We start from the raw sequence: 26374 nt of genomic DNA on the forward strand, positions 1-26374 counted from the left end.
CAATTTGTTTGACGTTAAAACTTTAGCTGTAAACCAGCGATTAATTGAAGTGACGATGGATAGTAGGCCAATGATGTGTTGATTCCGGGCGACAAACCGTTCACATTTACAAGTTCCGGATCTCCACCCGTAAATTTGGTGAACGTATACAAGTTCCGCCCAGTGAAGTATACCCTTGCCGACGAAATGAACTTTACCGGCGCGCTAAAGTTGTAGCTCAGCGTAACGTTATCAATCTTAACGTAGTCCCCTTTCTCTAAGAAATAATCAGACAGCGATGAATATGTTTCTTCGTTTGTAAGCGCGGAATATTTTCCACCATCGTAAGCTGTTGACAACACATTAACACCTTTTTGTGTTGCTGGTGTTCCGATGAAATAGGCTGTCGTATTGTAGAGATCAAATCCAAAAGCACCGCGTAGAAATACGCTAAGTGTAAAACTTCCGTACGAAAAATTATTACCAAGACCAGCTGTAAATTTTGGAAGACCATTTCCAACATAACGTCTATCATCCGCTTTGGCTGTATTCGCCGGAATCACCTCACCAGCTTTGTCATACACCAATAGCCTTCCCGTTGCGTCTACACCAGCTGACTTCCACATGTAGAAGCTACCGATTCGTCTGCCCTCTTCTAAGCGTTGTGCGTTCAAACCTGAACTCCCCATACCTCCGAGGCCAGCGATGTCTTGATAGTTGTTTCCTTTATAAAGGTCGTTGGAAAATGAAATGAATTTATTGTTGTTTGTCGCCCCAGCAAATGAAATGGTATACTGAAATTTATCAGAGGTATACGCTTGTGCGTCGAGTTGTATCTCAACACCAGAATTTTTCATTGTTCCTACGTTAACATAGGTTTGGCCTTGCACATTGGGTGGTACGGGCACATTGTAAAAACCGAGCAGATCTTTATTGGTCCGTGAAAAATAATTGACCGTCCCTGAGATTTTGCTTTCAAACAGTTCAAAATCCAAGCCGACATTAAAGTTCTCAGCTTTTTCCCAGCGAAGATCTGTGTTAATATTTTGACTTGGCCCCCATACTTGATAATAGGTGTTCTGGTATGCATAAAATCCGTATCCAGAGTAGGTATCCAACGACAAGTAATTACCAAAATCTTGATTCCCCGTTACACCAAAGTCGGCACGCAATTTCAAATCTTCAATCGCATCAATCTTCGGGAAGAATGATTCATTGATAATGCGCCACCCGACAGATACGCCTGGAAAACTTCCCCATTTATTTCCTGCACCAAATCGTGACGATCCCTCGCGGCGCAAACTTGCAGAAACATAGTATCTACTCGCGTAGTCATAGGTAATACGACCGAAGAAGGCAATCAGTCGCGAATCGTTTTTGTAAGACCCCAATCTATTTTGTGGACTTTCAAGAATCCACGTTCCCGTTCCAAGGTTGTGATAAGTGAGTACATCGGAAGGAAATTGCTCGTTTGAAGCGTTCATCCCACTACTATTAAAATAGTTAAATGAATAGCCTCCCATCACTTCTACGTCGTGATCATTAACATCGAAGTTGTAGTTACCAATCCATTCAAAAGTTTTTTGATCTGTTTTATTGTAAGCGCGCCCCGCTGTATTTCGTCCACCGTTGCTATTGATTCGTCTATTATTGGTCGACGGCGTAAAATTAAAATCAAAGAAGTCACTGGTTTGTTGCCCCAGTGTTATTTGAGAATATAGATTTTTCAAGATGTTAAGCTTGAACGAGGCACTCCACTCAAGGTATTTCCCTTCTGATCCAGTTTGTACGGTGTTCAATTCTTCCGCAGGATTATATGCGCCGTCAAATCCCCCTTTATTCAAAACATTAAAATATCTGCTTGGTGCTGTCTCGTCGTACACAGGAAACGTCGGATTCAAGAATAGAGATTGTGTGAATGCACCATTGGAATTATCAGATCTCATGGCCAGTGACTGTGACGACAACCCAACACTGGCGTTATCAGCGAACACATATCGTGGCGCAATCGTGACGGTTGCTTCATAAAGATCATTGGCAGATTTATGATAGAGATTCAACCGCGCTCCATACTCTTCTCTTGCCGATCGCAAGTCGAGCCCGTCCGCATCTCTATAGTCGAACGAAAGCATGTAATTTGTTGAGTTACTTCCTCCCGACAATTGCAGGGTGTGCTTATGCGATATGGCTGGTGATTTCGTAATAGCTTTGGCCCAATCGGTATCGCCGCCATAATCTGTACCACGATTATGTTTCAAGAAATCGTCTTTCGACAAAACATCTATTTTGTTCGTGAGGTAGTTAAAACTCACATAACCATCGTAGAAAGCTTGCGGTGTACTCGCACCGCGTTTCGTTGTAATCAATACAACACCATTGCTACCACGTGTACCGTAGATTGCAGATGCAGCTCCGCCTTTTAACACATCAATGGATTCAATGTCATTTTGATTTAAGTTATCAATGTTACCGCCGGGTATCCCATTGATGACAAACAACGGCCCCAGTCCTGCGTTTCGTGATGATACACCACGCAATTGAAAGTTGGGCGATGAATTCGGATCCGCTGCCGCTGTATTGGTAATTGAAAGTCCGGCTACCTTTCCTTGTATTGCCATTAGCGCACCGTTACCGGCCACTTGCAAAATATCTTTCGACGTGAGGTGCGTTACCGTTGTCGTGATATCTTTTTTGTCTTGCGTTCCGTAACCTACCACAACCACTTCACTAAGTGATGTGATGTCGGTGATCATCGTTACGTCAACCGTGGTTCGATTAGAGACAGCCACCTCTTGCGTTGCATAACCGATGAATGAAAACACCAATACTTCGTTGTTGGACGGTTCACCTGGGATTTGCAAACTGTATTTTCCGCTCGCATCGGTTACAACACCAACGAGCGTACCCTTTAATATTACGTTTACACCGGGAAGGACAGCACCATCTTCATCGGTTACGGTGCCCGAAATGACCCGATCTGCCCGATTTTCTGCGATTACGGTTCCGGATATTGCCAGACTCAGCTGAATAGCTACAATAGTAAAAATCAAACCGCGGAGTGTCTGATGTTTTTTCATAGATTTGAAAGGTTTTAGGTCATGTAAATGGACTAAACTATCCCCTGGGGTTGAATACGACCTGCAACTTCATAGTCAAACCCGGGGATGCGAAAGCAGATCGGTGACGCTTCCAACGTCACCGATTTTTTTTGTATCATTATTTCATAGCACGATCATTTTAGTGGATTCTTTTCGAAAACAATAAACAGCACGCCAGCACACCACAAGTTGCAACGTTGTATTCACAACGGACGTGACTTAACGCTATAGTGCACAACGGCGCGCGTTTTTACTCTCCTAATTCTGAAAATATTTTTCTTCGACACCGGTCGATAACGGGATCAACAAACACCAGAGAACCGTAAAGATGCCAGACCGTTGGCCGGCCTGATATATATTCTCAATTCACCCAAATTGAAACCGCTGCAATGGTTGATTACCATCAATCTATTGTGACACATCAATCATCACATCGTAGTGGTTTATCGGCGCTGTTTCATTTAATCTAGAAGATTACTATCCAAGGAAGCTTGTACTTGGATAGTAATCTTTATCTAGTGCTAACTATTGCCAGAAGGGATTCTGTACAAGATTCGGATTTTTATCGATCTCCGATTGTGGTACAGGGAACCAGTAGTTCTTCTTTGTGAATACGCGTTTTTGATAAACTGTTCTCTTGAAGAACGCGTTGGCATTCCCTTCATCGTCACTCATTGCTGTACCGAAGAAGTTCATTCCTGTAAAATCAGCATTGAGTACTTGCTCACCAATTTTCCATCGTCTGATATCTGTATAGCGAATTCCCTCGCAGTTCAGCTCAACACGTTTTTCTCTCCGAATGGCCTCACGCATTTCAGCTTGACTTAAACCTTCTTCAAGGTCTGGTATCCCGGCGCGTTCGCGGATAAGATTCACGTATTTAAGAATGTCTGCATTTCCAGGATCTGATTCGTTAAGTGCTTCTGCATAGTTGAGGTATGCTTCACCCAGGCGATATAAAATACCTGGTCGATATGGATTTGCACCACTACGACTATCGTGATCAGGATGAACTTTTTTTCTTAGAAGATAACCGTTCTGAGGAGCATCCCATGTCGGGCCACCATCCCATTCGTCTATCAGGAAACGTGTCGTACGATTCTCCCGGCGATGCCACGCGCGATTATACAAAACCGAAATATAAAATCGTGGCTCGCGCTTCACATACATATTGTAGGTACCGGCAAGTGTAACTTTACCGTTGCCTTGCACTTCCTGCCACTTCGTGTTTCTAACCTCGTCAGCAGCAGAAAATCCTTTCTCAACATAACCTGATCCAGGTGCATCGATCGGCAAACCGTTTTCCATGAAGAATGCATCCACAAGCGACTGCGTCACGCCCAATCCACCGTTACCGCCGGTTCCTCTCGGTTGCGCATGTCTATCATACTCCCATACATTACTATTCGGTCTTGCAAACAGGATCTCTTTATTTCCGTCAGAGAATTTTTTAAACATCATGTTCTGGTAAGAAAGAAACGGATCGATACTCGCATCATCGTTGTATTCATAGTACAGGGCGTGACCAGCTTCATGCGATTTATCAATAAGTAATTTACACGCATCCGTTGCTCTTGTCCATTTGCTTGCGTCGTAAGCACTATTGAATAACGCTTCACCTTTGTTGTTAACAAAATTCAGGTAGTCTTCATTACCATTTACCAAAGGGCTCGCAGCAAACAACAGCATGCGTGCGCGCACCGCCAAACACATGATAGACGTAGCGCGACCATACTTACTCGCATTCGAATACATCGCGGGTAATTTTGTAGACAAATCAAGCAATTCTGCATCGATCCAGTTGATCACATTATCGAATGGTGTCTGACCGATGAACAATTCATCAGGTGTAGCATTGCTGGGCGTTAATCCAGGATTGAATGGAATCACACCATACATCTCAGTCATCAACCAATAATAGTAAGCGATCAAGAAACGCGCTTCATTTCGCATCAGCGCTACTTCTTCTTCCGTCACTTTCTGCGCTGGATTTGGTTTTACATTCTCGATGAAAATATACGCCGATCGTATGCGTTTCGGCAACACATCCCAATAATTAGGTTCGACGTTCCCGGGTGTCCAGTTGCCTTGCTGCCTATCCACAACCCACCAGCCGAATTGCGCCCATCGATGTGAAGGATTCATGTCGTCTGATAGCGGGTCGTATCCGATGTGACGTGTAAATCCCCAATAAGGATCAGGAATACTCGCATACACTCCCGCGAGCCAATCTTCGGTCCTGATCTTATCGTTAAAGATCATCTCCATCGTCAACTGATCGTCAGGCGTTCTTTCCAAAAAGTCAGCACACGAGCCTGCGGATATCAGCACACTGACGAGTAATATATTCTTGAGAAATTTCATACTTGCATTTATTAAGGTCTTCACTAAAATTCAAGATTTACCCCAGCTGAAAAAGATTTCATGATCGGATAACGGAAACCATTATCCGTATCAAGTTCAGGGTCCCACATTTTGAAAGAAGATAATGTGAGTAGGTTATTTCCTGTAACGAAAATACGCAACGATTTAAGGTGTGCTTTATTGGTGATGTTCATTGGCAAACTGTATCCGATCTCAATATGTTTCATGCGTAACATACTCATATCTTTTAGCCACCAAGAAGAGCGAACATTATTGTTGCTAGCCGGCGCAAATGCTAACCGCGGCCAGAATACATCTTGGCTTGGGTTATCAATTGTCCAACGGTCGTCTAACACGTTTGTATAAATATTACCCGCAGCACCACCACCTGTTCCTGGCAAGAAAAAGTTACCACCGAGTATTCGATACGTGCGTGCATTTCCTTGAAAGAAAAAGCCAAGGTCAAAATTCTTATAGCGCATATTCAAACCAAAGCCATAAACGATTTGAGGATTCTTTGTACCCTTCAAAGACGTTTGATCAGCATTGGTAATGGTGCCATCACCATTCAAATCGCTGTACTTGATATCGCCAGGACGAACAGGACCGAGTCCTGCACTTGGTAGTGTCCCTACCAAAACACCATTGTCGATATCGGCAAAGTCTTCATTCGTGTAAAGACGTTCGGCAACATAACCAAAGTTTTGATCAACCATTTTCCCAGTGGTAGAACGATACGTTCCGATTTTCGCTGGCTCTTCGTCTTGCTCTAATATCTTATTCTTGGCGTACGTAAATGCACCGTGCGCGGAAATAGAAAAATCTTTGGAGATCTGTTTGTTCGCATTTAACGACATATCAAAACCTTTATTCTCTACTTTACCATAGTTTGCAAATGGCGAGTTGATAAAGCCACTCGAGCTTGGTATCGTCTTACGGTTCATGAAAATATCCTTGCGCTCTTCTTTAAAGAAATCAATTTGGAGCGTTAAGCTGTTCCATAGACCAAGCTCCGCACCGAGATTTGCTTTCGTGACTGTTTCCCAGGTTAAGTTTTGTACACCGTAATCACCTTCTCTTCTTCCCGCACGAGAATAGTCGTTGTTGATCCCCCAACTGTATCCATCAGTATCTCCGATTGTAGTGATGTAAGCAAAGCGATTGATAGGACTAAAAGGTTCTGGTCCAAACCGATCATTACCGACTTGGCCGATGGATACACGAAACTTTAATTTAGATATCGTGTTTTGCAAATCCTCCATAAAGGCTTCCTCCGATGCTACCCATCCCAATGCTCCAGACGGGAAGAATCCAAAACGATTGCCTTTCGCTAAGTTCTCAGATCCATTAAGTCCGAAGTTGGCCTCAACAATATATTTACGTTTATAAGAATACGAGGCGCGCGCAGCAATACCTTGAAAACGAAATGGAACTTTCGCACCATTATCGTAACTGCGTTGGTTATACAAAACGAGTCCGTCGATGTAATGATTACCAATATTATGACTATAGCTAAGTGTACCCTCTACATAGATACTTTTGTCACCAAATTCCAATTCGTTATTGTGATCAAGAAACACCTGACCAAATCGATCGATATCGAGAATCAATGAACCGTCTTCATTTCTGCCAATGGTCGGTTTATAATAATCAGGATCTTTCCTACGCACTACACGGCTTCCGGAATATCGATCGAAAGAAAAAACAAAACGTCCTGTAAGACCCGGCACAAGGGCATCCATATTCTGCTCGACCGAAAACAGTGATTCGATTTTACTTGAGCTTCCTCGCGCAAAACCAGTTTGCGTAGCCAGTGCCCATGGGTTCGTGCGATCTGCATTAACGCGTGGAATTTCACCACTTGAGTAGCGCGTTGGATGCACGTGGGGCACAGTCTGAAAAGCTTGATCAAACAAGAAGTCCATCGACTGTGGTGGGCTATCTCTGTCTTGAAGGAACCCGCCTATGTTGACACGTAGCAGTGTTGTTGGCGTGACGTCGAGGTCTACGTTAGAGCGAATATTATACCGTCGAGACTTTAGTGATGAATCCCATTCTTGACTTCGGTCGCGCTCCACGATACCTTGTTCATTAAAATATGAACCAACAATCGCATAACGCAAGAAGTTACTTCCGCCGGTGGCCGTCAAATTAACCCGTGAATTTGTTGAATGATCTTTCGTAATTGCATCAAGCCAATTTACGTCGGGATAGAGATCGGGATCGACATTGTTGCGTGTGTTATTGATGCGTTCTTCGCTGTATGAAGGAACTTGACCTGCATCCGCCGAAATGCTATTCATCAGTTCCATGTAATCGGCAGCACCGATATACTCCGGAAGCTTAACGGGACTGGTGAAGCCTTGCTCATATCTTAATTGCACACTTGGCTTTCCTACCTTTCCACGTTTCGTGTTGATTAAGATCACACCATTGGCACCGCGTACACCATACACCGCGCTTGCTGAGGCATCTTTCAAAACGGAGAACGATTCAATTTCGGCAGGATCAAATGTATTGAGTGATCGCTCTACACCATCAACTAATATCAAAGGTTGACGGGCTCCCTGAAAAGTCGATATACCTCGAATCCAAAAATTAGAATCATCGTAGCCAGGTTCACCAGAACGTTGCACACCGATAATACCTGCGACCTGACCTGCAAGGTTGTTACTCATTGATCGGTTTGTTCCATACTGAAGTTGTTTCTCGACGCTAACCGTTGTAATCGCGCCCGCATTGGTATATTCCTTCTGCGTTCCATAACCGACAACGACTACTTCTCCAAGTGCGGCAACATCGGTTACCATTTTCAAATTCACAGCAGTTTGATCACCGATCAATACTTCATCTGTTCTATAACCAATAAATGAAAACACGAGAATGCTCCCTTCGTCCGCGCCGGCGATCATGAAATTTCCTTCGGAGTCAGTAACCGTTCCAATCAATGTTCCTTTGATGGTAACGTTAACACCTGGAAGTGGCGAGTCTTCTTCGTCGGTAACCCTTCCTGAAATTGATCGGCTGAGATCAATAAAATCATACGGTCGAACTTTGTCTCCCACCGTAGTGGACACTTGGTGTTTTACCAGAATGATATAATCTCCGGAAAGTTGATACTCTACATTCAGTGGCTGGAATATACCGTGAAGGATTTCTGACAATTTCTGATTTTTGTATTCAACAGAAATTTTATCGTCGACGGCAATCGATTGCGGGTTATAAGCAAATTTTATTTTCGCAGATTTTTCGATCTCCAATAAAACGTGCTTAATCTTTTTACTTTCGACATTGATCGAAATGACTTTATCCAAAACTGTTTGTCCGAAGGCATCGTCGGGCGTAGCAGTAGCCGCTCCCGACACAACAAGCACAAGCAAAATTTGAAACAGTGTAAATCTCATGATGTCAATAATCAAACATCGAAGTGTCTGATGTTTCTTCATAAATTTTTTAGGGTTTAGGTGTATGGAAAAAGAACTAGAACTATCCCCTGGGATTGAATACGACCTGCAACTTCATAGTCAACCGAGGGATGCGTAAGCGGAATCAGTGAGGCTTCCAACATCACCGATCAAAAATTTTGTAATTGTTTATTTCATAGGCGAACTTTTAACATTAGTTTATTTACATCCTGCGCTATTAATGACGACGTTGGCATCAATAATCTCATACGATGCCCCGATGGTCTGACAAATTATCTTTAGTTTTTCTGTCATCGACTCTGTTCCCAATGGAACCGTTAAAAAACAGTTCTTCATGGTTTCTTCATTGAAAATAATCTCTATACCGTAGGCGTTCTCGATCTTTTTAAACACGGTGGCAATCGGTGTATTTTCAAATACAAAGTCTTCAGGTTTGATTGTGGCGTTGAGAATTTCTGGCATCTCTACAAGTGTTTTTTCGAAAGACTGTTCTTTCCGCACATAGTTCACCTGTTGGTTAGGCAGTAGAATTACACCGTCTTTTTTCTCACCATTACTATTGCTTGTATACACGGACACTTTTCCTGTTTTTACAGCGACCAAAAAACTTGGTGTATTTGCCTGCGCTGACACACGAAAACTTGTACCCAACACCTTCACAAATAATTCATCGGAGTGTACTATGAATGGCTTGTATGGATTGTGCGCGACGTCGAAAAAAGCTTCGCCAGACAAATACACGTTTCGGGTCGAGTCGTCGAGGTAGTTTGCCTTATACTTGAATGCACTTTTCGCTGCCAACACAACTGTACTTCCATCCTGCAACACCACGCGCTGAGCTTGATCTGTCTCGTTTACATGCTCGACGAAATCCGATGAAACCGCAGCGTAGCTATAATATTCCAGCGATTGATTGGCATTGTGCTCTTGGGTGTAATACCAAATTGAAGTTGCAGCGCAAATAAAAATAGCGGTAGCAAGCACGAACGCGTAACTGAATTTTCTCGACTTGGACTTTGTGTTTACAGGGACTTCAACGCCAGATTCTATCTTCTTCCACATCGATGCGACTTGTCCTGCATCATATGGCGTTTTCTCTGCATGTTTTAGATTCAGCACCAAAATTCGCGCTTTTTCAACTGTATCACGAATTTCGGGGTGCGTCGACAAATAAAGATTCCAGTACTTCACAGCCTCCGGATCTGACTGGTTCACCCAATCAATAAAGCTGTCATTCGACGCAAAATCTTCTACATTAAACTTCGTATAATCCATTATTATAATGTTTACCTAACGTATCCATTATACTAATGACACAAAGCCGGCGGATTTACTGTCCTAACTCAAAAAAAATTTCAGGAAAATCAATAAAGATGTGACCGAGACCTTGAGGTTAAGCTTTAGCTTCTGAAGTGCGGAAAAAATGAAATTGCATGCAGATTGATAGTTCACGCCCATAATCTGAGCAACTTCCTCGTTAGAAAAATTATGAAAATAGCGAAGATTGATCGCCTCTTGCTGACGCTTCGGTAGTTGCTTAATGAGCGACCGCAAGTTCTCCATTTGCAGGGACTGAACCTCCAGGCCGATCAAATTACTCTCGTGAGAAGCATACGACAAATCGTTTTGATGATGCTCAATATCTTGCGAATGAAAGAAATTATCAGTCTTTAGTTTGCGGTAAACCTTGTAGCGAAGCGCTTTAAAAAGATAAAACTTCACGGATGTAGTATCAGAAACCCGTTCGCGATTTTGCCACAATTCAATAAATAAATCTTGAATACTGTCCTCAATCAAAGTACGGTCAGAAGAAATTTTATTGCCGTAATTCACCAAAGCACCAACATGCGTACGATACAAAGTAGCGAAGGCTTCTTTGTCGCCGCGTTTAAATAAACGCCACACCTCGTCGTGCTGTGTATTGTAGTTGGGCATAAAATACACTTATTTGATTAGGACTCTGCGTTGAAAGGTAGAGCAAAAATTAATTTCTGCAAACGTTTGTCAAAAATTTTAGTGATGACCCATTCAAAATCAACCATCAACGAATGTTAATTCGCGACCGTGTGAATCGTGCTTTCGCGCATATCGCGAGCGTTGCGGATTATTTTTCTGTATGGGAATTTCTTCTTTGACTAGCAATAAGTCGACTCCTGCTCGCGATGTTTCATGATGACCTGTCTGGCGATAGCCTGTACTTCTTCAAATCGATAAGGCTTCGTAAAAAATCCACTCGCACCGCGATCATCGGCAATTTTTCTATCGCGATCGTTCGAGGAAGTAGAATACATGTATACGGGGATTTGTTGAAACAGCTCATGACCTCGAATAGCTTTCAATGTACTCCAACCATTTACATTCGGCATATTGATATCAAGAAAAATTACGTCGGGTAGTGGTCCGTTAATTGTTTTTCAAATCAAGGGCGTTGAAATCCCTTTCATCCCATGCTTGCTTCTAATGGCGAACGCGGCTGAAACTTCAAATGCGCCCGCGTTTCCCATATAACGACTGAACGATGTTGTATTACGATCGTAACTAACACCACAAGTCAATGGTCCTTTTTGAATGCCCGTCGTGATTATGAATGAGTCACGTAGTCGATACCACGCGCCAAGAATTAATTTTGTCCCACGCCGCCCGCGCCCTGCAGATGTCAGATTATAGTTCGCATACGCTCCTGTGTTTGTTTGAATCAAACCATTTTCATAACGCACTAAGTAGGCAGGGCAAATTTCCCAACGTTTACTACCGCTGAACATCAATGCACCGTGAAGTTGATATCGCATAGGCAAAGTCGCTGGTGCCCCAGCGAAGACGCTTTCATTAGGTCTGTTAAGGTTCGATGCCGAGAAGCCATGAACAGTTCCGAATACATTTCTGAAATGTGATTTCCGATGATATGACCAAGCGATACCCGCATTCAGCACCGGATACATTGTACGCGTCGAAAAATCCTCGCCTGCGGCAAGATTCCTGTCAAAACCAAAATGTTCGATATACTGAGATGACCACAATAGATCTTCCGCCTTGATGATTCGTTGGTGCAGTCCTCCCTGCATAGCAAATGCAAGAATATTATTGCCCTTTGAATTCAATTGAAAATTATAAGCTGTTGCCGCACATAGCCCATTCGTTGTAAAATCACGTGAAGCTCCGGCCACATCATTAAATGCAGTTAAAGCAATTCCTCCGAGATGTTTCTTTCGAAGACCCTGAGACATGAGGGGATAAATGCAACTTACCTGAAAAGTCTCGAACGGCATATCCACTGACTTCCATTGTGATCTATAGCTCGCACTGATTGTAAAATCTTTTTGAAGCCCCGCTTCTGCAGGATTTACAAAAAGTCCAGCTGCATAATACTGCGAGAAAATCACATCCTGTGCATACAAAGTATCTGTCAGTAACGCAGCTAAGAGCAGTATGGTGTATTTCACGCTCACCTCAAAATTGTGATTTTTCCCTTTTGACTAATCAATGCGCCGTCAATCGACTTCGCTCGAAGGGTATAAGGATAAGCACCACTGGGAAGCATGGAGCCATTTAATGCTACACCGCGCCAACCAGATTGCTGCATATTAATTAACGACGTGGTTTCAAAAACAATGAAACCTTGGCGATTGAACACTACCAGATGAAAATCATCTTCTACCAGATAATCACCAAAAGCTTTGATGGATTGGTTCACCGTGTTAGTAGCGTTTGGCGAAAGTGTTGTAGAAATATACTGCTGAGAATCTTCTCTCACTGGCGAAGTCCTTGCCAAGGCAAGCATAAAAATATTTCCAGTAGCACCTTCTGCTGAAATAATATTAGACCACCGACCACTCTCGGCAATTTGTTCAGTAGCGAGCAGAGAAAAAGCATCATCAAAATTATTACCCTGGATAAGCATAACTTTATCGCTGCTCATATCGTCATGTTCATAAGTAGCCGAAACGGGTGAAGAAAAAAAAGTACCCGATACTGTTTCGCGTTTCCAATAGAATTTTTCACACACGTCCGTGTATCCACTAATCGACACATTGGGCATATCAATCATTAGTTCGAGGCTAATACGAGGCGAAATTCCAGAAACATCCAATAGTTCGAACGGTCGATATAGATCACCTTTACCAACTGGGAAAAATTTGTAACCTACGCCTTCCTGCGTCAACGCGCCGGAGATATAACTTTGTTCAGAACCACCGACAATCTTTGCATGTGCTTCAAGGGACAAGCTTCCGCCCTGGGAAAATTGCACAATTCCTTCTTCCAACGTCAGCAAGTTTTTAACATGAACTTTATCTTCAAAAATCTTAACCCCTCCACCGCTAATCCGTAAACGTTCAAATGGCTGATCGTTAATCTTCACAGATTGGGCGTCTCCGCCGACCAAAGCAAGTATACCCGTTCCATGATATACCCCTTTGTTTATCCAATCTCCCCCAGCTTCCACCAGCCCATTGTTCTCAAAGTATCCTTCATTACTAACCTCTGCGGGAAGATGAATCATTCCTTCGTTTGCAACATATATGGACGTGCCATTAAACACCGTTTGTGCACACAATGGACATGCAAGAAAAAATAATATGACAGACATAAATTTCATCATCATGGCTGATATTGAATTTTCACACCGTACACACGATGATTGGCTTCGGAAGGCCTGTTCGCCGCTGCCGTCGGATTCAGCGTTACTTCGACACGATAGGTGTATGCATTGTTATCGATAATCTGTCGACTATTGAAAGCCGTAAATGTTTGGCTCCTCACTGTCGATGCATTACCTGTCGTCGTCCAGTTAATGATTTCCTCATTAGAAGAACCAATGGACTTTCGCAGCAAACGAATTTGAATATTGGCAGCCTCACGATCCATATAGTGCAACGCCACTTGTTGTAATGTTGCGCCATGCGGAAGGTTAATCGGTGCGATTAGCGTACCGCCTTCTGCCCTGCTGTGTATGGTGACAAAACTATCGTCACTCTCGAAGATGGTCATATTATGCTTATCAGCTTTACCATCGGGCTTCAAGATTGTGAAGGCAGACGGATCGATCGTGTAAAACTGTGCTGCATTTAAAGTGAAAACGTTATGCGCAACCCACTGCGTACCATCCCACATCAAAAGTTTTCCATTGTCGGCAGTCGTGAGCTTAGCGTTATGAATCGGGTTGCCTTGAATTTTTGTCACCGCGGTGGCATTAATCATCCCAGATGCGTCGCCATTAAGAATTAATCCGCCGAGATTTTGCGTGCTCGTAAGCGTACCTTCCGTGATGCGGAGCTCATTGTTTACCAGCTGCATATTATTAATCGTCTCGTTGGATGTGGAGTTGTCACCAACAACTGCGGCCATCCATTGCGATCCACTCCACATTAAGGATTTCCCTGCGTCCGCAACACTAAGTTTATTGCTGGCGATAGCATTACCTTGAATGCTATTGACTACTGTCTTGCTCAGCGTTCCTGCCGCGTCACCTGTTACTTGAAGCGAACTTAAACTTTGTGTATATACCTTACCTGCTTCGTTGATACGAATGTCATTGCCAACCAATTGAACTTGCGTGATTACCTCATTCGTGATGGAATTATCGATCACATTTGCTGAACCAGTAGCCCAAGCGTTGTTTTTCCAAACGAATACTTCTTTTAGATTCTGATCAAAAACCATGAGACCATCGTCGCCGGGTGATTTTGTCTGTATCGCTAGTCGTTGTGCTGTGGTAAGCTGTGGTAGTAAGAAGCCTTGATCTTTATTTTCAGGATTGAGTTGTAGAATAGCATTGGGCTTGTTGTCTTTTGCACCGATGACCACAGACCGTAGCGTCGACGTTGACTGAGCCGTAATCGTCAATGCGCTGCCGAGCATTAGCAGTGTTAGGTTGATCCGCCAGAAAGGATGTAACATTTAACTAGGTTTAAAGGTTGGTCACTTAAATGATGCTAAACTGATACCAGGAAAATAAGCAACCGATGAGGCGTTCATGCTACAAAAGCTGTCCGGTTATTAAACTGATTCCCATGTCTTTGAGGCGATATGAGTGTATTGTTCCCCCAACGCAGATTCAGTCGTTCAAGAGAGCGATGTAACATTTCACACGATTTACGCAAATTATGCGGCGAGTATAGGATATGGAGCGATGAGAACTTGAATCAATTACACACCGCGTCTAGCCCAGCAGTTGTATGGAGATCCAATTTTTTAATCACCAAGTTTCCTTACGTCAAATCACCAAAAACATTTTATCGGGCTTGCATCGCAAATGATAAACTTGTTATCTTAAATAATCTTTCACGTGCGATACACCTGAATGATTAAACAATTTTATCCTTGAGCAAGAATATTTTACTCGTCGACGACGAAGTGATCACCAACGTTGTGCACAAATCAGTATTGAATCGCAGTGGGTCATTTGGATACATTGAAAGCGTGTTGAATGGCCGGCAAGCGTTAGAATTTCTGGAACGTGCAATTACCGAGAACAAACCTCTACCCGACTATATTTTTCTCGATATCAATATGCCCGTGATGAATGGATTTGACTTTCTTCAAGACATCAATAATCATTTTGCGATTGACCACGAAAAAATGAAAATCATCATGCTTAGCTCGTCGATCGATCCACGCGATAAGATACGCGCACGCGAGTTGGGTGCCGATGATTTCATCTGCAAGCCGTTAGGACCACCCGATTTGCAGCGAATATTTTCGGATGCTGAGCCGCAGCGATAACGTAATCCGGCCCATATACTCGTAAATTGAAGAGCGTAGTGGCCTTTTTTGCCGCAAGGAAGATTCATGCGGTGTCGTGACCAAAATAAATCCGTTGGCACAAGATTTTATCAACCCAGCAGCTGAGTACATTGCATGATAATCAGCACCAGCTGACGAATATGACACCGGATATCATTCCTCCCGAATCGGATGCTGCAAAAGCCATTCTCCAAGTGGACATGCTGAAGCAATTATCGCTGGCTGAACAACAGCGGCATGCATTACAGCACGAACTTGATACACTCAAGGAGAGATTTCGATACTTGCATCAAGCAACGCAAGATGCCGTTTGGGAATGGGACTTGTTGAAGAATGTTGGGTGGTACGGCGACGGTCTACACCAACTCTTTGGCTATACGCCAGAAACGCTCGGGGACGGGATTCAATTTTGGTATAATTCAATTCACCCATCTGACAAGGATCGGGTTTTAAACGGAATACATGCTGTTATCGATAGCGGCGAAAAAAACTGGCGCGACCGGTATCGGTTTAAGCGAGCCGATGATTCTTACGCTTGGGTTCTTGACAGAGGATATGTAATTCATGATGCAGCGGGCGTCGCCGTGAAAATGATTGGCTCGATGCAGGATGTTACAGTCGAAATAGAAGCCAAGGAAGCGCTTCGTGAAAGTGAAGAGAAGTTCAGGGGAGCGTTTGATCAACTTGCTGTGGGCATCTCGATCGCAGATCCTAGCGGAAATTTCTTGTCGGTAAACAAAGCATACCCAAACATCTTTGGATACAGCGAAGCAGAGCTGACGTCAAAAAAAATCTCCGACCTTTCCCATCCTGACGAATTGGAAGGTGATCGAAGGATTATTCAAGATCTATTATCTGGCCGACAGCAAATGGTCGCAAGGGAAAAGCGATACATTCATCAATCAGGAAAAATTATTTGGGGACGTGTTTTCGGAACTGTCATTTACGATGCATACGGGAAACCCAAGTACATCGTCGGTGTATTGGAGGACATCACTGAACAGCGTCAGGTCGTTCAAGCACTCAGGGCGAATGAAGAACGCCTGCGCCTGGTCATTGACGCCGCAAAAATAGGTACATGGAACTACGATCCTCTCACTGGCATTGTGATGTGGGATGATCGCTGCAAGGCAATGTTTGGCATGCGACCAGAGGATCCTATTGACTATGCCGAATTTCTTTTGCGTGTACATCCCGAAGATCGAGAACGCGCCGACCGTGCAAACCAAAATGCAATTAAAGGACTCGACAATGGTGAGTATGATTTAGAGTATCGTACGATCGGAAAATACGATCAAAAAATCCGTTGGGTTCGCGCGAAAGGACGCAGCTACAAAGATGAAACGGGCACGACGGTTCTTTATACAGGCACCACGATCGACATCACCGAAGAAAAAGAACGAACACAAAAATTACAGGAGCAAGAAGAACGTTTCCGTTTGCTTGCAACAAGCATACCCCAAATTGTATGGACTACCGACGAGCACGGCATCGTTGATTACATGTCAGAGAAATGGGTGCAGTATACCGGCCATGTTCCAACGTATGAAAAATTCAGCTTCCGTACCTTGATGCATCCCGACGATCTAGAGCGTGTGATACCCGCTTGGAATGAATGTATGCGAAAAGGAATTACCTTCCGTATGGAATACCGTCTGCGGAATATCCATACGAATGAGTATCGTTGGTTTGATTGTACGACGGCACCGTTGATGGGCCAGCAAGGAAAGGTCGTGAAATGGATTGGATCTGCCACCGACGTACATGACCAAAAGATGGTAGAACTGCATTTGGAGCAGAAAGTTGCTGAACGAACGAAGGAACTCGTTCAATCCAATCAGCAACTTGAAAAGTCTAACGCCGAACTTGAACAGTATGCATATGTTACCTCGCATGATCTAAAAGAACCACTTCGTAAGATCCGTACATACAGCAACCTGATCACAACAAAGTTCCATTCGCAACTCGCGCCAGATGTTCAGCATTACTTTACCAAGATTGAATCCGCTTCGTTCAGAATGACAGCGCTGATCGATGACTTGCTAAAATACTCCCAGCTATCGACGACGGAAACGCCTTTCATTGAAGTCGATATGAATGAAATTGTTGCCAGGATTGCAGCCGAATTCGATGACACGCTTAAGCAAAAAGAAATAACCATCGACGTGGCGCCACTGCCAACATTGCAAGCCATCCCGATTCACCTCCATCAGCTTTTCCTCAACCTTTTTAGCAATGCAATCAAGTTTTCAAAACAGGATATACCGAACAATATCACGATTACATCGTCCCTGCTCTCTGCAGAGGAAAAAAACAGTTATCCATCACTGACGAATGCTGGCGACCACTACAAAATCCAATTCAAAGATAACGGCATCGGATTTTCGCAGCAGTATGCTGAGCAGGTCTTCAATATCTTTCAACGTTTACATAATCGAAAAGACTTTGAAGGCCATGGCATCGGACTAGCGTTGTGTCGAAAAATTGTACACAACCATCATGGCGTAATTTCAGTGACTAGCGAAGAACAGAAAGGCGCTACGTTTACTATTATTCTTCCGTCTGGTCAGTAGACCTCACGTTGGACCATTAGATCTTCCGAGGATCAGCGATAGCGTTTTCCATTTTGGATTGCGATCAGCTATGAGTTTAACGATGCCAACGAAAGGAACGAAAAGAATCATCCCCGCCATTCCCCAAACAACGCCACCAATAAATATCGCAACCAACATTACGAGGGTGTTTACATTCAGTCGGTCACTGACAGCAATTGGAAAAATTACATTAGCCTCCAGGTATTGCACCAACGCAAAAATACCGACAACACCAATCGGATACCACATCGAATCGTACGTAATCCAGGCCATGGCCATTGGCAATAATGAACCCACGATAATGCCTACATAGGGAATAAAAGTTAAGATCGATGCTATGAATCCAAATAAGATGGCATGTGGCACACCTAGTAAAAGAAGACCGACACTATTTAAACTCCCAACAACAATATAAACGATTGCCATCCCTTTGATGAAAGCATAATACGTCTGAATCGTTTCCAGGATAATGCTGTGCAAAACTTCTTCTTTCTCTCCAGAAAAAAGCCGCACAAGAATTTTCATCCATTGCCGACGATAATACAATATAAACACAGCGTACACTGGAATGATAATCATCAATACAAATGAAAAAGTAGATGCCGAAATTGTCCCGCGAATAAAACCAAGCAAATCTGACCCCGACTGATCAACGATCTTTGTCACAAGTCGGTGTTGCTGCTCTTGCCCGATCCCAAATACTTCTACACTTTTGCTAAGGATCGTTATGGCATCAACGAGCTTGGATTGAATGGTGGACCACTCTCCTAGAAATTCCACAAATTGATAGATCAGCAATCCAACCACGAGCAGCCCAAGCAGTACCAAAAAAAGTAGCGATATGATTATGGCAGATAGGCGTGTTAATCCCTTCGTTTCAAGCCATGCACATATTGGATAAAGCACGAAGCTAATCAACACCGCGAAGCTTATTGGAACAAAAACAGTTCGGCCAAAATACAAAATGACACCACCGAACACGATGTATTGAAACACGCTCAGTAAAGACGTCTGCCGATTTAGAAGCGTGCGCGAGTTTAGCATCATGGTTTCAGAATCAGTTTTGACGATTTGCCACTTCCGACTTCCAAACAGTCAACTCATTGCTACATGCAAGGTGGTTCGAAAAACGATTAAGATTCTCAAGTGTCGTTCCGGCAATTTGTTCCACCGCATCTTGCGTTAAGAATCCCTGATGAGCCGTGATCAAGACATTCTTAAAACTTCTCAATCGAATAAAATTTGCATCAAGACAGGATTCATTCGTATGATCTTCAAAGAAAAGCCCCCTTTCGAATTCATACACATCAAGGCAAGCACCGCCAAGATGACCAGCAGCCAAGGATTCGATAAGGGCTACGGTATCAATAACTGCTCCGCGCGATGTATTGATAAGAATTGCACCGGCCTTCATGCGTTTCAAATTTTCATGCGAGAACAAATGTTTCGTTTCGGCCTTAAGGGGACAATGGATTGAAATTACATCACACTCCGATAGCAGCGCTTGCAGCGTACCATACTGGACGCCTTTTTCAATCGCCTCTTGATTCGGCGCCGGATCATATGCCATCACCTTAGCGCCAAACCCTGTCATAATATTAGCGAATGCCCTACCAATTTTTCCAGTTCCAATAACGCCGACTGTCTTTCCATGAATATCAAATCCCATGAGTGAATCAATGCGAAAATCTTGAAGCTGCATGAGAAGTTGCCCTTGAATAATTTTCCGGTTCACAGCCATGAGCATTGCCACGGCGTGTTCGGCTACAGAATTCGGCGAGTATTCAGGCACATGAGCAACGCGCATTCCCAACGTATTTGCCTTTTGAATATCAACATGATCATATCCCGCCGAACGTAGCAACACATAGCGTACGCCCAATCCATGCAGCATATCTAACACTGTCCCACTTCCATCATCAGATGTGAATAATGAAACCGCGTCGTGACCTGAAGCCAGATGTACAGTCTCTTTTGTAAGCCTGCGCTCGGTAAAAAATAGCGCGTGATCCGTAGGCATCTTTATCAGTGCTGCCCTGTCATAAGATCTTGAACTGAATACTAAAACTTTCATAAACGTAATTTACAGACACCGACATTATACTACCGCTACATAACTGCGCTCTTTCACTAAGAACTCCTTTAGTTGTTCATGATATTTTATAACTTCTTCTGCTTCGATTCTGAATTGAGAGGTATGCTTCACGCTATCCTTTTGCGCAGCTGGAAGCAAATCATTTATCCAGAGTTCGATCATGTAACGCGGCGCGCTGTGGAGCAATGACGTGAGATACTTGTTAATTTTCTCCTTCTGGCCACGTTGCCCACCACACAAAGTGATAAAAGAGTACTGTTTAATATTTGACCGTTCGTTCAACAAGAACGACGTCATGGGCATAGCGATCTTTCCACCCCAAATAGGTGCGATCACGATAACATGATCGTAGTTAAGCGGCCAATAGTGAATGGGCTTAATCTTAGGCTTGCGATTAAACAATAAGTCAAGGAAAATTGAAAATCCGTTCCGCGACTTCACTGTTTCAATTTCTGCAATATCACACTGTAATTGTGTTTGAAGATACTTTGCAAGTTTTTCGTTATTTCGGGTAAACGAGTAGTAAACAATTAAGGATTTCATAGGGGTGATTTTTTAGTTTTCGGGAGAGCCCAACAACGAATCAAAGAACACGAATACTGTGTTCAGATTTCCTGATTTATATCAGCACTTGCAAGTGATTATTGTCACATCAGTCTTAAACATCATCTTCACCTGACTTTCGTCACCATTTCCGTACGCTATTTATCTTTCCTTTATTGTTATATTTCATATCGATGCATGATCAATCCGCTACCGAAACAATATCAGCGCTAACCACCGATGGTGAAACAGGGCTAACAATCATCGAAGCGAAAAATCGGCTTCTTAACGTTGGCCCCAATGCATTGGAGCAAGGCAAAAGCACGTCAATCTTTACTTTGCTGATGCGACAATTTAAGAGCCCTATCGTTTTTCTGTTGCTCGCTTCAGCGATACTCTCTTTTTCTCACGCAAGCTGGAGCGATGGCATTGCCATACTCATCGTGTTGCTGATTAACACCTGTATTGGATTTTTCATGGAGCATAAAGCGGAACGTTCTATGGACGCGCTCCGCGGTCTTACGAAAACATTTTCGAAGGTGATCAGAAGTGGATCACTCATAGAAATAAACACGAGCGATATTGTGCCAGGTGATCTCATTTACCTCGAAGCCGGCGACATCATACCAGCCGATGCGAGAATTATCAATGCTTATCAGCTGCAAGTAGATGAGTCCGCCCTCACTGGAGAGTCAATACCTGCCGAGAAAAACAACAAGGAACTACCCCTAGACACACCGTTGGCCGACCGAACGAATTTGCTTCACAAAGGCACGGCGGTTACACGCGGCAACGCCAAAGCGGTTGTTATCGCCACAGGCATGAACACCGAACTTGGGAAGATCGCATCGCTTGTTCAACATTCGGAAGACGTTACCACGCCGCTAGAAAAAAAACTATCCCAATTCAGCAAGAAGCTCATCTGGATAACATTGCTTATCGCCGCGGCCATTTTCCTAACGGGAATTGTAAACGACAAGAGCTTCGTTCAAATGCTTAATACGGTGATCGCGTTATCTGTTGCAGCCATTCCCGAAGGACTACCCATTGTTGCAACGCTGGCACTCGCGCACGGAATGATCAAAATGGCTAAACGAAATGTAATCGTAAAGAAACTTGCGTCGGTTGAAACATTAGGAGGAACCAACATCATCTGCACGGATAAGACAGGAACGCTTACGTATAATAAAATTAGTGTAAGCCACATCATCACACCGGATTTCAATAGTAAATTGAACACCACCGATACGACAAGTTTTCGTTTGACGCTCCAGGCTATGACCCTTTGCAATAATGCGAATATCAATGACGGGCAGAACAACGCAGGCGATGTGGGCGATCCCCTGGAAGTTGGATTATTGCATTTTGCGACTAACCGAGGTTTAGATCCTACCGTTATCAAATCCACACTACCACGCGTGTCTGAAGAACCATTTTCTTCGGAGACCAAAGTAATGGGGACACATCATGTCACAACCGATGGCAGCGTCACTTTTACAAAAGGTGCCGCCGAATCAATCATTTCACTTTGCACGCATTACCGCGATGGAGAAACATCAAAAGAATTTTCAAAAATAGAGAAAGAGAAGTGGCTGGCAGTGTCAGAAGCAGAGGCGTCCAACGGTTTGAAGGTGATTGCATTCGCTCACAAGGCAAGCAAAAGTAAGGAAACAGCTATCACCTTAAGCGACCTAACCTTTCTTGGCATCGCTAGCCTCATTGATCCACCGAGAGAAGATGTTGCTGACGCTATTCACCTTTGTCATAAAGCAGGGATACGCGTGATCATGATCACTGGAGATCATCCGGCGACGGCTCGAAACATCGCATCACAGATAGGCATCGAACACGGTGACGTTATGCAAGGGGCATCAATGCCTTCACGCGAGATTTATACAAAGGAAGATAAAACGAAATGGCGCGCAACATCAATATTTGCGCGTGTTAGTCCCGCACAAAAATTAGATCTGATCGAAGTATTACAGGAGGATCAAAGTATTGTCGCGATGACCGGTGATGGCGTAAATGATGCACCGGCACTAAAGAAGGCCGATATTGGCATTGCGATGGGCATGCGTGGTACCGATGTGGCAAAAGAAGTTGCTGACATGGTATTGAAGGACGACTCATTTTCATCTATCGTTACTGCCATTAAAGAAGGTCGTGTCATCCTTGAAAACATTCGAAAATTTCTAATGTTTTTGTTGTCCAGCAACCTTAGTGAAATATTGGTGATTGCCACATTGTTTATCACCAATTCACCGCTTACGATTACGCCGTTACAAATTCTTTTCATCAACCTCTTGTCCGACGTCTTCCCTGCCCTAGCACTTGGATTTAACACGGGCAGTGACGCTATTATGCACAGACCGCCACATGACCCTAAAAAACCAGTACTGAGTAATCTCCAATGGATGTCGGTGATCATCTACGCAATCATTATTGCTGCTTCAACCTTCAGCAGTACAATTTACATGGCAGACGATCACGAGCATTCCAGCGCATCAACTATACTTTTCTACACACTGATATTGTGCCAACTCCTACATGTGTTCAACGTGGGCAATCACCGGCAAGCGTTCTTTAAAAGCGACATCGCTAAAAACTCCTACGTGTGGGCTGCCCTAGCGATCTCGATTCTATTGGGTGTGCTTGCGTACATTATACCACCGTTCAAAGACGCACTTCGTCTTGGAAACTTAAACGGCACACACCTGCTAATCATCTTTGGATGCGCCCTACAATCCTTTGTTATAATTCAAGTATTCAAAAAGCTCAATGTGATTCACTAAGTTTTTTTTAGAACACGTGATACGACGCACTGGCGACTTTCTGCTTCGCCGCGAAAAGTCATTTACCATTCACTCCGAAAAATTAGCAGGTCACACCGCATACCTGCATAGCTTAGGGATAATCGCTAATCAAAAGCTGCCGCAGACGGGTTAATGGTTCATGAATAATCAAAACCATATTCAAACTCGTATGAAAATGAACATTAATCCAAAGTCATGGCTATCGACTTTCCAAAAAGGAGCCCTAGCATTGACGCTCGTAATGTCACTGGTATTGATATCCGGTTGTGACAATGATGACGACTCCGACACGCCTGAAGGCAACTCCATTGTGAAGATCGCCCAGGGCAATAGCAACCTCTCGACATTGGTTGCTGCACTAACAAAATATCCAGACCTCGTAGCAACACTCAGTGGAGACGGTGAATTCACTGTATTTGCACCGACGAATACTGCATTCACCAATCTATTAAGTGCTATCGGTCAGACTTCGATCAATGATGTACCTGAAGACGTTCTCAAAAGTGTACTGCAGTATCACGTCATCACGTCCGGCGCAGTTCGTTCAACAGCACTGACGAACGGCAATGTTGAAGCCGCTAATGGAGAAGATATCGCCGTGAACACATCGGGTGGTGTAAAACTCAATGGTACCGTTAATGTAACAACTGCTGATGTTGTTGCCTCCAATGGTATTGTGCACGTAGTTGATGCTGTATTGGTGCCGCCATCAATTGTACCAATCGTCGGCACCATTGTGGCACCCGCATACTTCAACAAAAACTTCACGACGTTGATCGCTGCCGTAAAAGCAGCCGATGCATCTATACTTACCACGTTGTTGGGTAACGGTCCTTCCAACAAAAAGCTAACGTTGTTCGCGCCTACAAACGCTGCCTTTGCTGCTGCGGGTATCACCACGCTTCCGAACAAAGAAACGCTAAATGCAGTGTTAAAGTACCATGTTATTGATGATGAAGTTCGCGCCGCAGAGCTTCCTGAAGGTAGTGCCGCAATTACGACGCTCGGAGGAAAATTCTATTTAAGTAACAATGGTAGCGAAGGCGTATTCATCAACGCAAAAACAAAAGTTACAGCCACCGATATTGTTGGAAAAAATGGCGTCGTCCATGTGATCGACAGAACGTTACTACCACCGTCAAAAACAATTGCTGGTATTGCAACAGATCTTTCAACGGCAGCAACGCCACAGTTCACACAACTCGTTGCAGCATTGGCGCGCACCAGTGGCACTGAAAATGATCTGCTCGCCGCCGTAAGCAGCGGTGATGCAAACCTGACCGTGTTCGCGCCGACAGACGCTGCTTTCGAAGCGCTTTACGATGCTTTGGAGGTGGACGGTGTGAATGATATTCCGCTGGCAACATTAACCGCCGTACTCAAGCACCATGTCGTAGCTGCACGTGTTTTCTCGACAGATCTGACAAACGGTAGTGTTGCTACATTGAATGGAAATGTCACCATCAGTGCAACCAACAAAACGGTTACCGACGAAAACGGAAATGTAGCAAACCTCAGTGCCGATGCTGCGCTACTTAACGTACTCGCTACCAACGGTGTAATTCACACGATTGATCGGGTTCTGCTTCCCGACTAGTAGAAAAAAAAATAATTAAAACAATTTTGCCCACATCTTGTTTCATCAGGATGTGGGTTTTTCACCAGAACCATGGACTATCGTAACGACAAAACCATGTTTCGAAATAAATATCGGTACGCGTTCATCTTGATGCTATCGGCTTATTCGCTTATCAACATACTCTTTGTTGTAGGTGACAAGCTATTCGATTTTCCTATCCCACCGGTGGCATTGTTCTTCCTTCTGTTTATCGTTGTGCTAGGTATCTGGGAACTTAATCGCTTCACTCAGCACCTTCAGGAAAAAATACCCAGCCACATCAGTAGCAGAGTACATCCACTCGTGGTGCTTTTTTTAGTGAGCCAACTTAATGCCATGATTGCATCGGCAGCGGGCCTGGCATTTGCGTATACGATGCTGGGGCGTGACCTTACTTGGAACGCCGAACATTATAAACTCGTCGTTGCCTTCGGATTCAGGGTGAATCTTTTTTTGAACTGTGTAAATGCAATCTGGTATTTTATGGAGCGCTATAGATCTGCTGAGCTGCGTGCAGAACAATTTAAGAAGGCCAGCGTGGAAGCTCAATTTGAAGCGCTTCGGAACCAGATCAACCCTCACTTCCTGTTCAATTGCTTGAATGCGTTATCGAATCTTGTCTACAAGGACGCAGATACGTCAGCGAGATTTATCGCACAACTGTCGAATGTTTATCGCTATCTCTTGTACAGCCAGGAGCGAAAAATCGTCACACTGCAGGAAGAACTCGACTTTATTGACTCCTATCTATACCTCCTTAAAATTCGATTTGGCAATAACATCTCCATTGTAAAAAATATTGAGATCGACATGGCGCGGTTTCACATTGCTCCCGCTACACTACAAATGCTTATTGAAAACGCCATTAAGCACAACGTTGTCTCCGGCAAAGCACCACTCAAGATTAACATAGAATCACTCAATGGTTCGATCACTGTGACCAATAACCTGCAAGAAAAAAAGGTGAAAGAGCCTTCTGCTTTCGTCGGCTTGAAAAATATTATGAAGCGATACGAATTTTTGAGCGACAAACCTGTGGAGATAAAGAAAACGGAATCTTCATTTTTTGTCACTGTCCCCCTTGTTGAAGTTGACCCAAATTAA

The 26374-nt window shown here is 43.8% G+C and carries 17 protein-coding genes; 5 read left to right on the plus strand and 12 right to left on the minus strand.

The annotated features are described in order from the left end of the window. Positions 1-14 precede the first annotated feature (14 nt). The 9 genes from DQQ10_RS25050 to DQQ10_RS25090 all read right to left on the minus strand — a co-directional run bounded on the left by DQQ10_RS25050 (position 15) and on the right by DQQ10_RS25090 (position 14761). Entirely contained in the window at positions 15-3056 is a 3042-nt protein-coding gene (locus tag DQQ10_RS25050) for a SusC/RagA family TonB-linked outer membrane protein (RefSeq protein ID WP_112749687.1), read from the minus strand. Between the two features lie 546 nt (positions 3057-3602). Continuing rightward, positions 3603-5441, minus strand: coding sequence for a RagB/SusD family nutrient uptake outer membrane protein (locus DQQ10_RS25055; RefSeq protein ID WP_112749688.1), 1839 nt, complete (start codon positions 5439-5441; stop codon positions 3603-3605). Between the two features lie 23 nt (positions 5442-5464). Then, entirely contained in the window at positions 5465-8887 is a 3423-nt protein-coding gene (locus tag DQQ10_RS25060) for a TonB-dependent receptor (protein WP_221409794.1), read from the minus strand. Between the two features lie 177 nt (positions 8888-9064). Then, the gene (locus tag DQQ10_RS25065) at positions 9065-10141 is read right to left on the minus strand and encodes a FecR family protein (protein WP_112749689.1); all 1077 of its coding nucleotides are present in this window, start codon (positions 10139-10141) and stop codon (positions 9065-9067) included. A gap of 63 nt (positions 10142-10204) precedes the next feature. After that, the gene (locus tag DQQ10_RS25070; RefSeq protein ID WP_112749690.1) at positions 10205-10801 is read right to left on the minus strand and encodes an RNA polymerase sigma factor; all 597 of its coding nucleotides are present in this window, start codon (positions 10799-10801) and stop codon (positions 10205-10207) included. A gap of 200 nt (positions 10802-11001) precedes the next feature. Continuing rightward, positions 11002-11274: a response regulator gene (locus DQQ10_RS25075; protein WP_317047967.1), complete on the minus strand. Its 273-nt coding sequence runs from the start codon at positions 11272-11274 to the stop codon at positions 11002-11004. A 6-nt stretch (positions 11275-11280) separates the two neighbouring features. Continuing rightward, complete coding sequence (locus DQQ10_RS25080) at positions 11281-12306, minus strand: PorP/SprF family type IX secretion system membrane protein (protein ID WP_165824118.1); 1026 nt, start codon at positions 12304-12306, stop codon at positions 11281-11283. A gap of 2 nt (positions 12307-12308) precedes the next feature. Beyond that, complete coding sequence (locus DQQ10_RS25085; RefSeq protein WP_165824119.1) at positions 12309-13451, minus strand: gliding motility-associated C-terminal domain-containing protein; 1143 nt, start codon at positions 13449-13451, stop codon at positions 12309-12311. Positions 13452-13462: 11 nt separating this feature from the next. Then, positions 13463-14761 carry a hypothetical protein gene (locus DQQ10_RS25090; protein WP_133259760.1) on the minus strand — a complete coding sequence of 433 codons (1299 nt, stop codon included), beginning with the start codon at positions 14759-14761 and terminating at the stop codon, positions 13463-13465. A 423-nt stretch (positions 14762-15184) separates the two neighbouring features. On the opposite strand from DQQ10_RS25090, the gene DQQ10_RS25095 reads away from it, so the two are divergent. Next, positions 15185-15586 carry a response regulator gene (locus tag DQQ10_RS25095; protein WP_165824120.1) on the plus strand — a complete coding sequence of 134 codons (402 nt, stop codon included), beginning with the start codon at positions 15185-15187 and terminating at the stop codon, positions 15584-15586. Between the two features lie 161 nt (positions 15587-15747). Continuing rightward, a complete protein-coding gene (locus DQQ10_RS25100) occupies positions 15748-18180 on the plus strand; it encodes a PAS domain-containing sensor histidine kinase (RefSeq protein ID WP_112749696.1) in 2433 nt (810 codons plus the stop codon). 3 nt (positions 18181-18183) lie between these two features. On the opposite strand, the gene DQQ10_RS25105 is transcribed toward DQQ10_RS25100, so the two are convergent. The 3 genes from DQQ10_RS25105 to DQQ10_RS25115 are packed head-to-tail and all read right to left on the minus strand — an operon-like array spanning position 18184 to position 20839. After that, a complete protein-coding gene (locus tag DQQ10_RS25105; protein WP_245970538.1) occupies positions 18184-19248 on the minus strand; it encodes an AI-2E family transporter in 1065 nt (354 codons plus the stop codon). Positions 19249-19258: 10 nt separating this feature from the next. Continuing rightward, the gene (locus tag DQQ10_RS25110; protein ID WP_112749697.1) at positions 19259-20275 is read right to left on the minus strand and encodes a 2-hydroxyacid dehydrogenase; all 1017 of its coding nucleotides are present in this window, start codon (positions 20273-20275) and stop codon (positions 19259-19261) included. A 24-nt stretch (positions 20276-20299) separates the two neighbouring features. Next, positions 20300-20839, minus strand: coding sequence for a flavodoxin family protein (locus DQQ10_RS25115; RefSeq protein ID WP_112749698.1), 540 nt, complete (start codon positions 20837-20839; stop codon positions 20300-20302). A 194-nt stretch (positions 20840-21033) separates the two neighbouring features. On the opposite strand from DQQ10_RS25115, the gene DQQ10_RS25120 reads away from it, so the two are divergent. From DQQ10_RS25120 to DQQ10_RS25130, 3 genes are all read left to right on the plus strand, one after another. After that, entirely contained in the window at positions 21034-23631 is a 2598-nt protein-coding gene (locus DQQ10_RS25120; protein WP_112749699.1) for a cation-translocating P-type ATPase, read from the plus strand. Positions 23632-23821: 190 nt separating this feature from the next. Then, on the plus strand, positions 23822-25249 hold the full coding sequence (locus tag DQQ10_RS25125; protein ID WP_165824121.1) for a fasciclin domain-containing protein: 1428 nt from the start codon (positions 23822-23824) through the stop codon (positions 25247-25249). A 96-nt stretch (positions 25250-25345) separates the two neighbouring features. Further along, positions 25346-26374, plus strand: a complete 1029-nt coding sequence (locus DQQ10_RS25130; RefSeq protein WP_165824122.1) for a sensor histidine kinase — start codon at positions 25346-25348, stop codon at positions 26372-26374.

It is taken from the genome of Pseudochryseolinea flava, from assembly GCF_003286915.1.
In the GTDB taxonomy this organism is placed as follows: domain Bacteria; phylum Bacteroidota; class Bacteroidia; order Cytophagales; family Cyclobacteriaceae; genus Ohtaekwangia; species Ohtaekwangia flava.

What these genes read in the sequence shown, in the direction of transcription:
- DQQ10_RS25085 (WP_165824119.1), bottom strand. Translation starts at nt 13,451, where the DNA reads ATGTCTGTCATATTATTTTTTCTTGCATGTCCATTGTGTGCACAAACG.
- DQQ10_RS25070 (WP_112749690.1), bottom strand. Translation starts at nt 10,801, where the DNA reads ATGCCCAACTACAATACACAGCACGACGAGGTGTGGCGTTTATTTAAA.
- DQQ10_RS25120 (WP_112749699.1), top strand. Translation starts at nt 21,034, where the DNA reads ATGCATGATCAATCCGCTACCGAAACAATATCAGCGCTAACCACCGAT.
- DQQ10_RS25065 (WP_112749689.1), bottom strand. Translation starts at nt 10,141, where the DNA reads ATGGATTATACGAAGTTTAATGTAGAAGATTTTGCGTCGAATGACAGC.
- DQQ10_RS25060 (WP_221409794.1), bottom strand. Translation starts at nt 8,887, where the DNA reads ATGAAGAAACATCAGACACTTCGATGTTTGATTATTGACATCATGAGA.
- DQQ10_RS25090 (WP_133259760.1), bottom strand. Translation starts at nt 14,761, where the DNA reads ATGTTACATCCTTTCTGGCGGATCAACCTAACACTGCTAATGCTCGGC.
- DQQ10_RS25110 (WP_112749697.1), bottom strand. Translation starts at nt 20,275, where the DNA reads ATGAAAGTTTTAGTATTCAGTTCAAGATCTTATGACAGGGCAGCACTG.
- DQQ10_RS25125 (WP_165824121.1), top strand. Translation starts at nt 23,822, where the DNA reads ATGAAAATGAACATTAATCCAAAGTCATGGCTATCGACTTTCCAAAAA.
- DQQ10_RS25130 (WP_165824122.1), top strand. Translation starts at nt 25,346, where the DNA reads ATGTTTCGAAATAAATATCGGTACGCGTTCATCTTGATGCTATCGGCT.
- DQQ10_RS25050 (WP_112749687.1), bottom strand. Translation starts at nt 3,056, where the DNA reads ATGAAAAAACATCAGACACTCCGCGGTTTGATTTTTACTATTGTAGCT.
- DQQ10_RS25055 (WP_112749688.1), bottom strand. Translation starts at nt 5,441, where the DNA reads ATGAAATTTCTCAAGAATATATTACTCGTCAGTGTGCTGATATCCGCA.
- DQQ10_RS25105 (WP_245970538.1), bottom strand. Translation starts at nt 19,248, where the DNA reads ATGATGCTAAACTCGCGCACGCTTCTAAATCGGCAGACGTCTTTACTG.
- DQQ10_RS25100 (WP_112749696.1), top strand. Translation starts at nt 15,748, where the DNA reads ATGACACCGGATATCATTCCTCCCGAATCGGATGCTGCAAAAGCCATT.
- DQQ10_RS25115 (WP_112749698.1), bottom strand. Translation starts at nt 20,839, where the DNA reads ATGAAATCCTTAATTGTTTACTACTCGTTTACCCGAAATAACGAAAAA.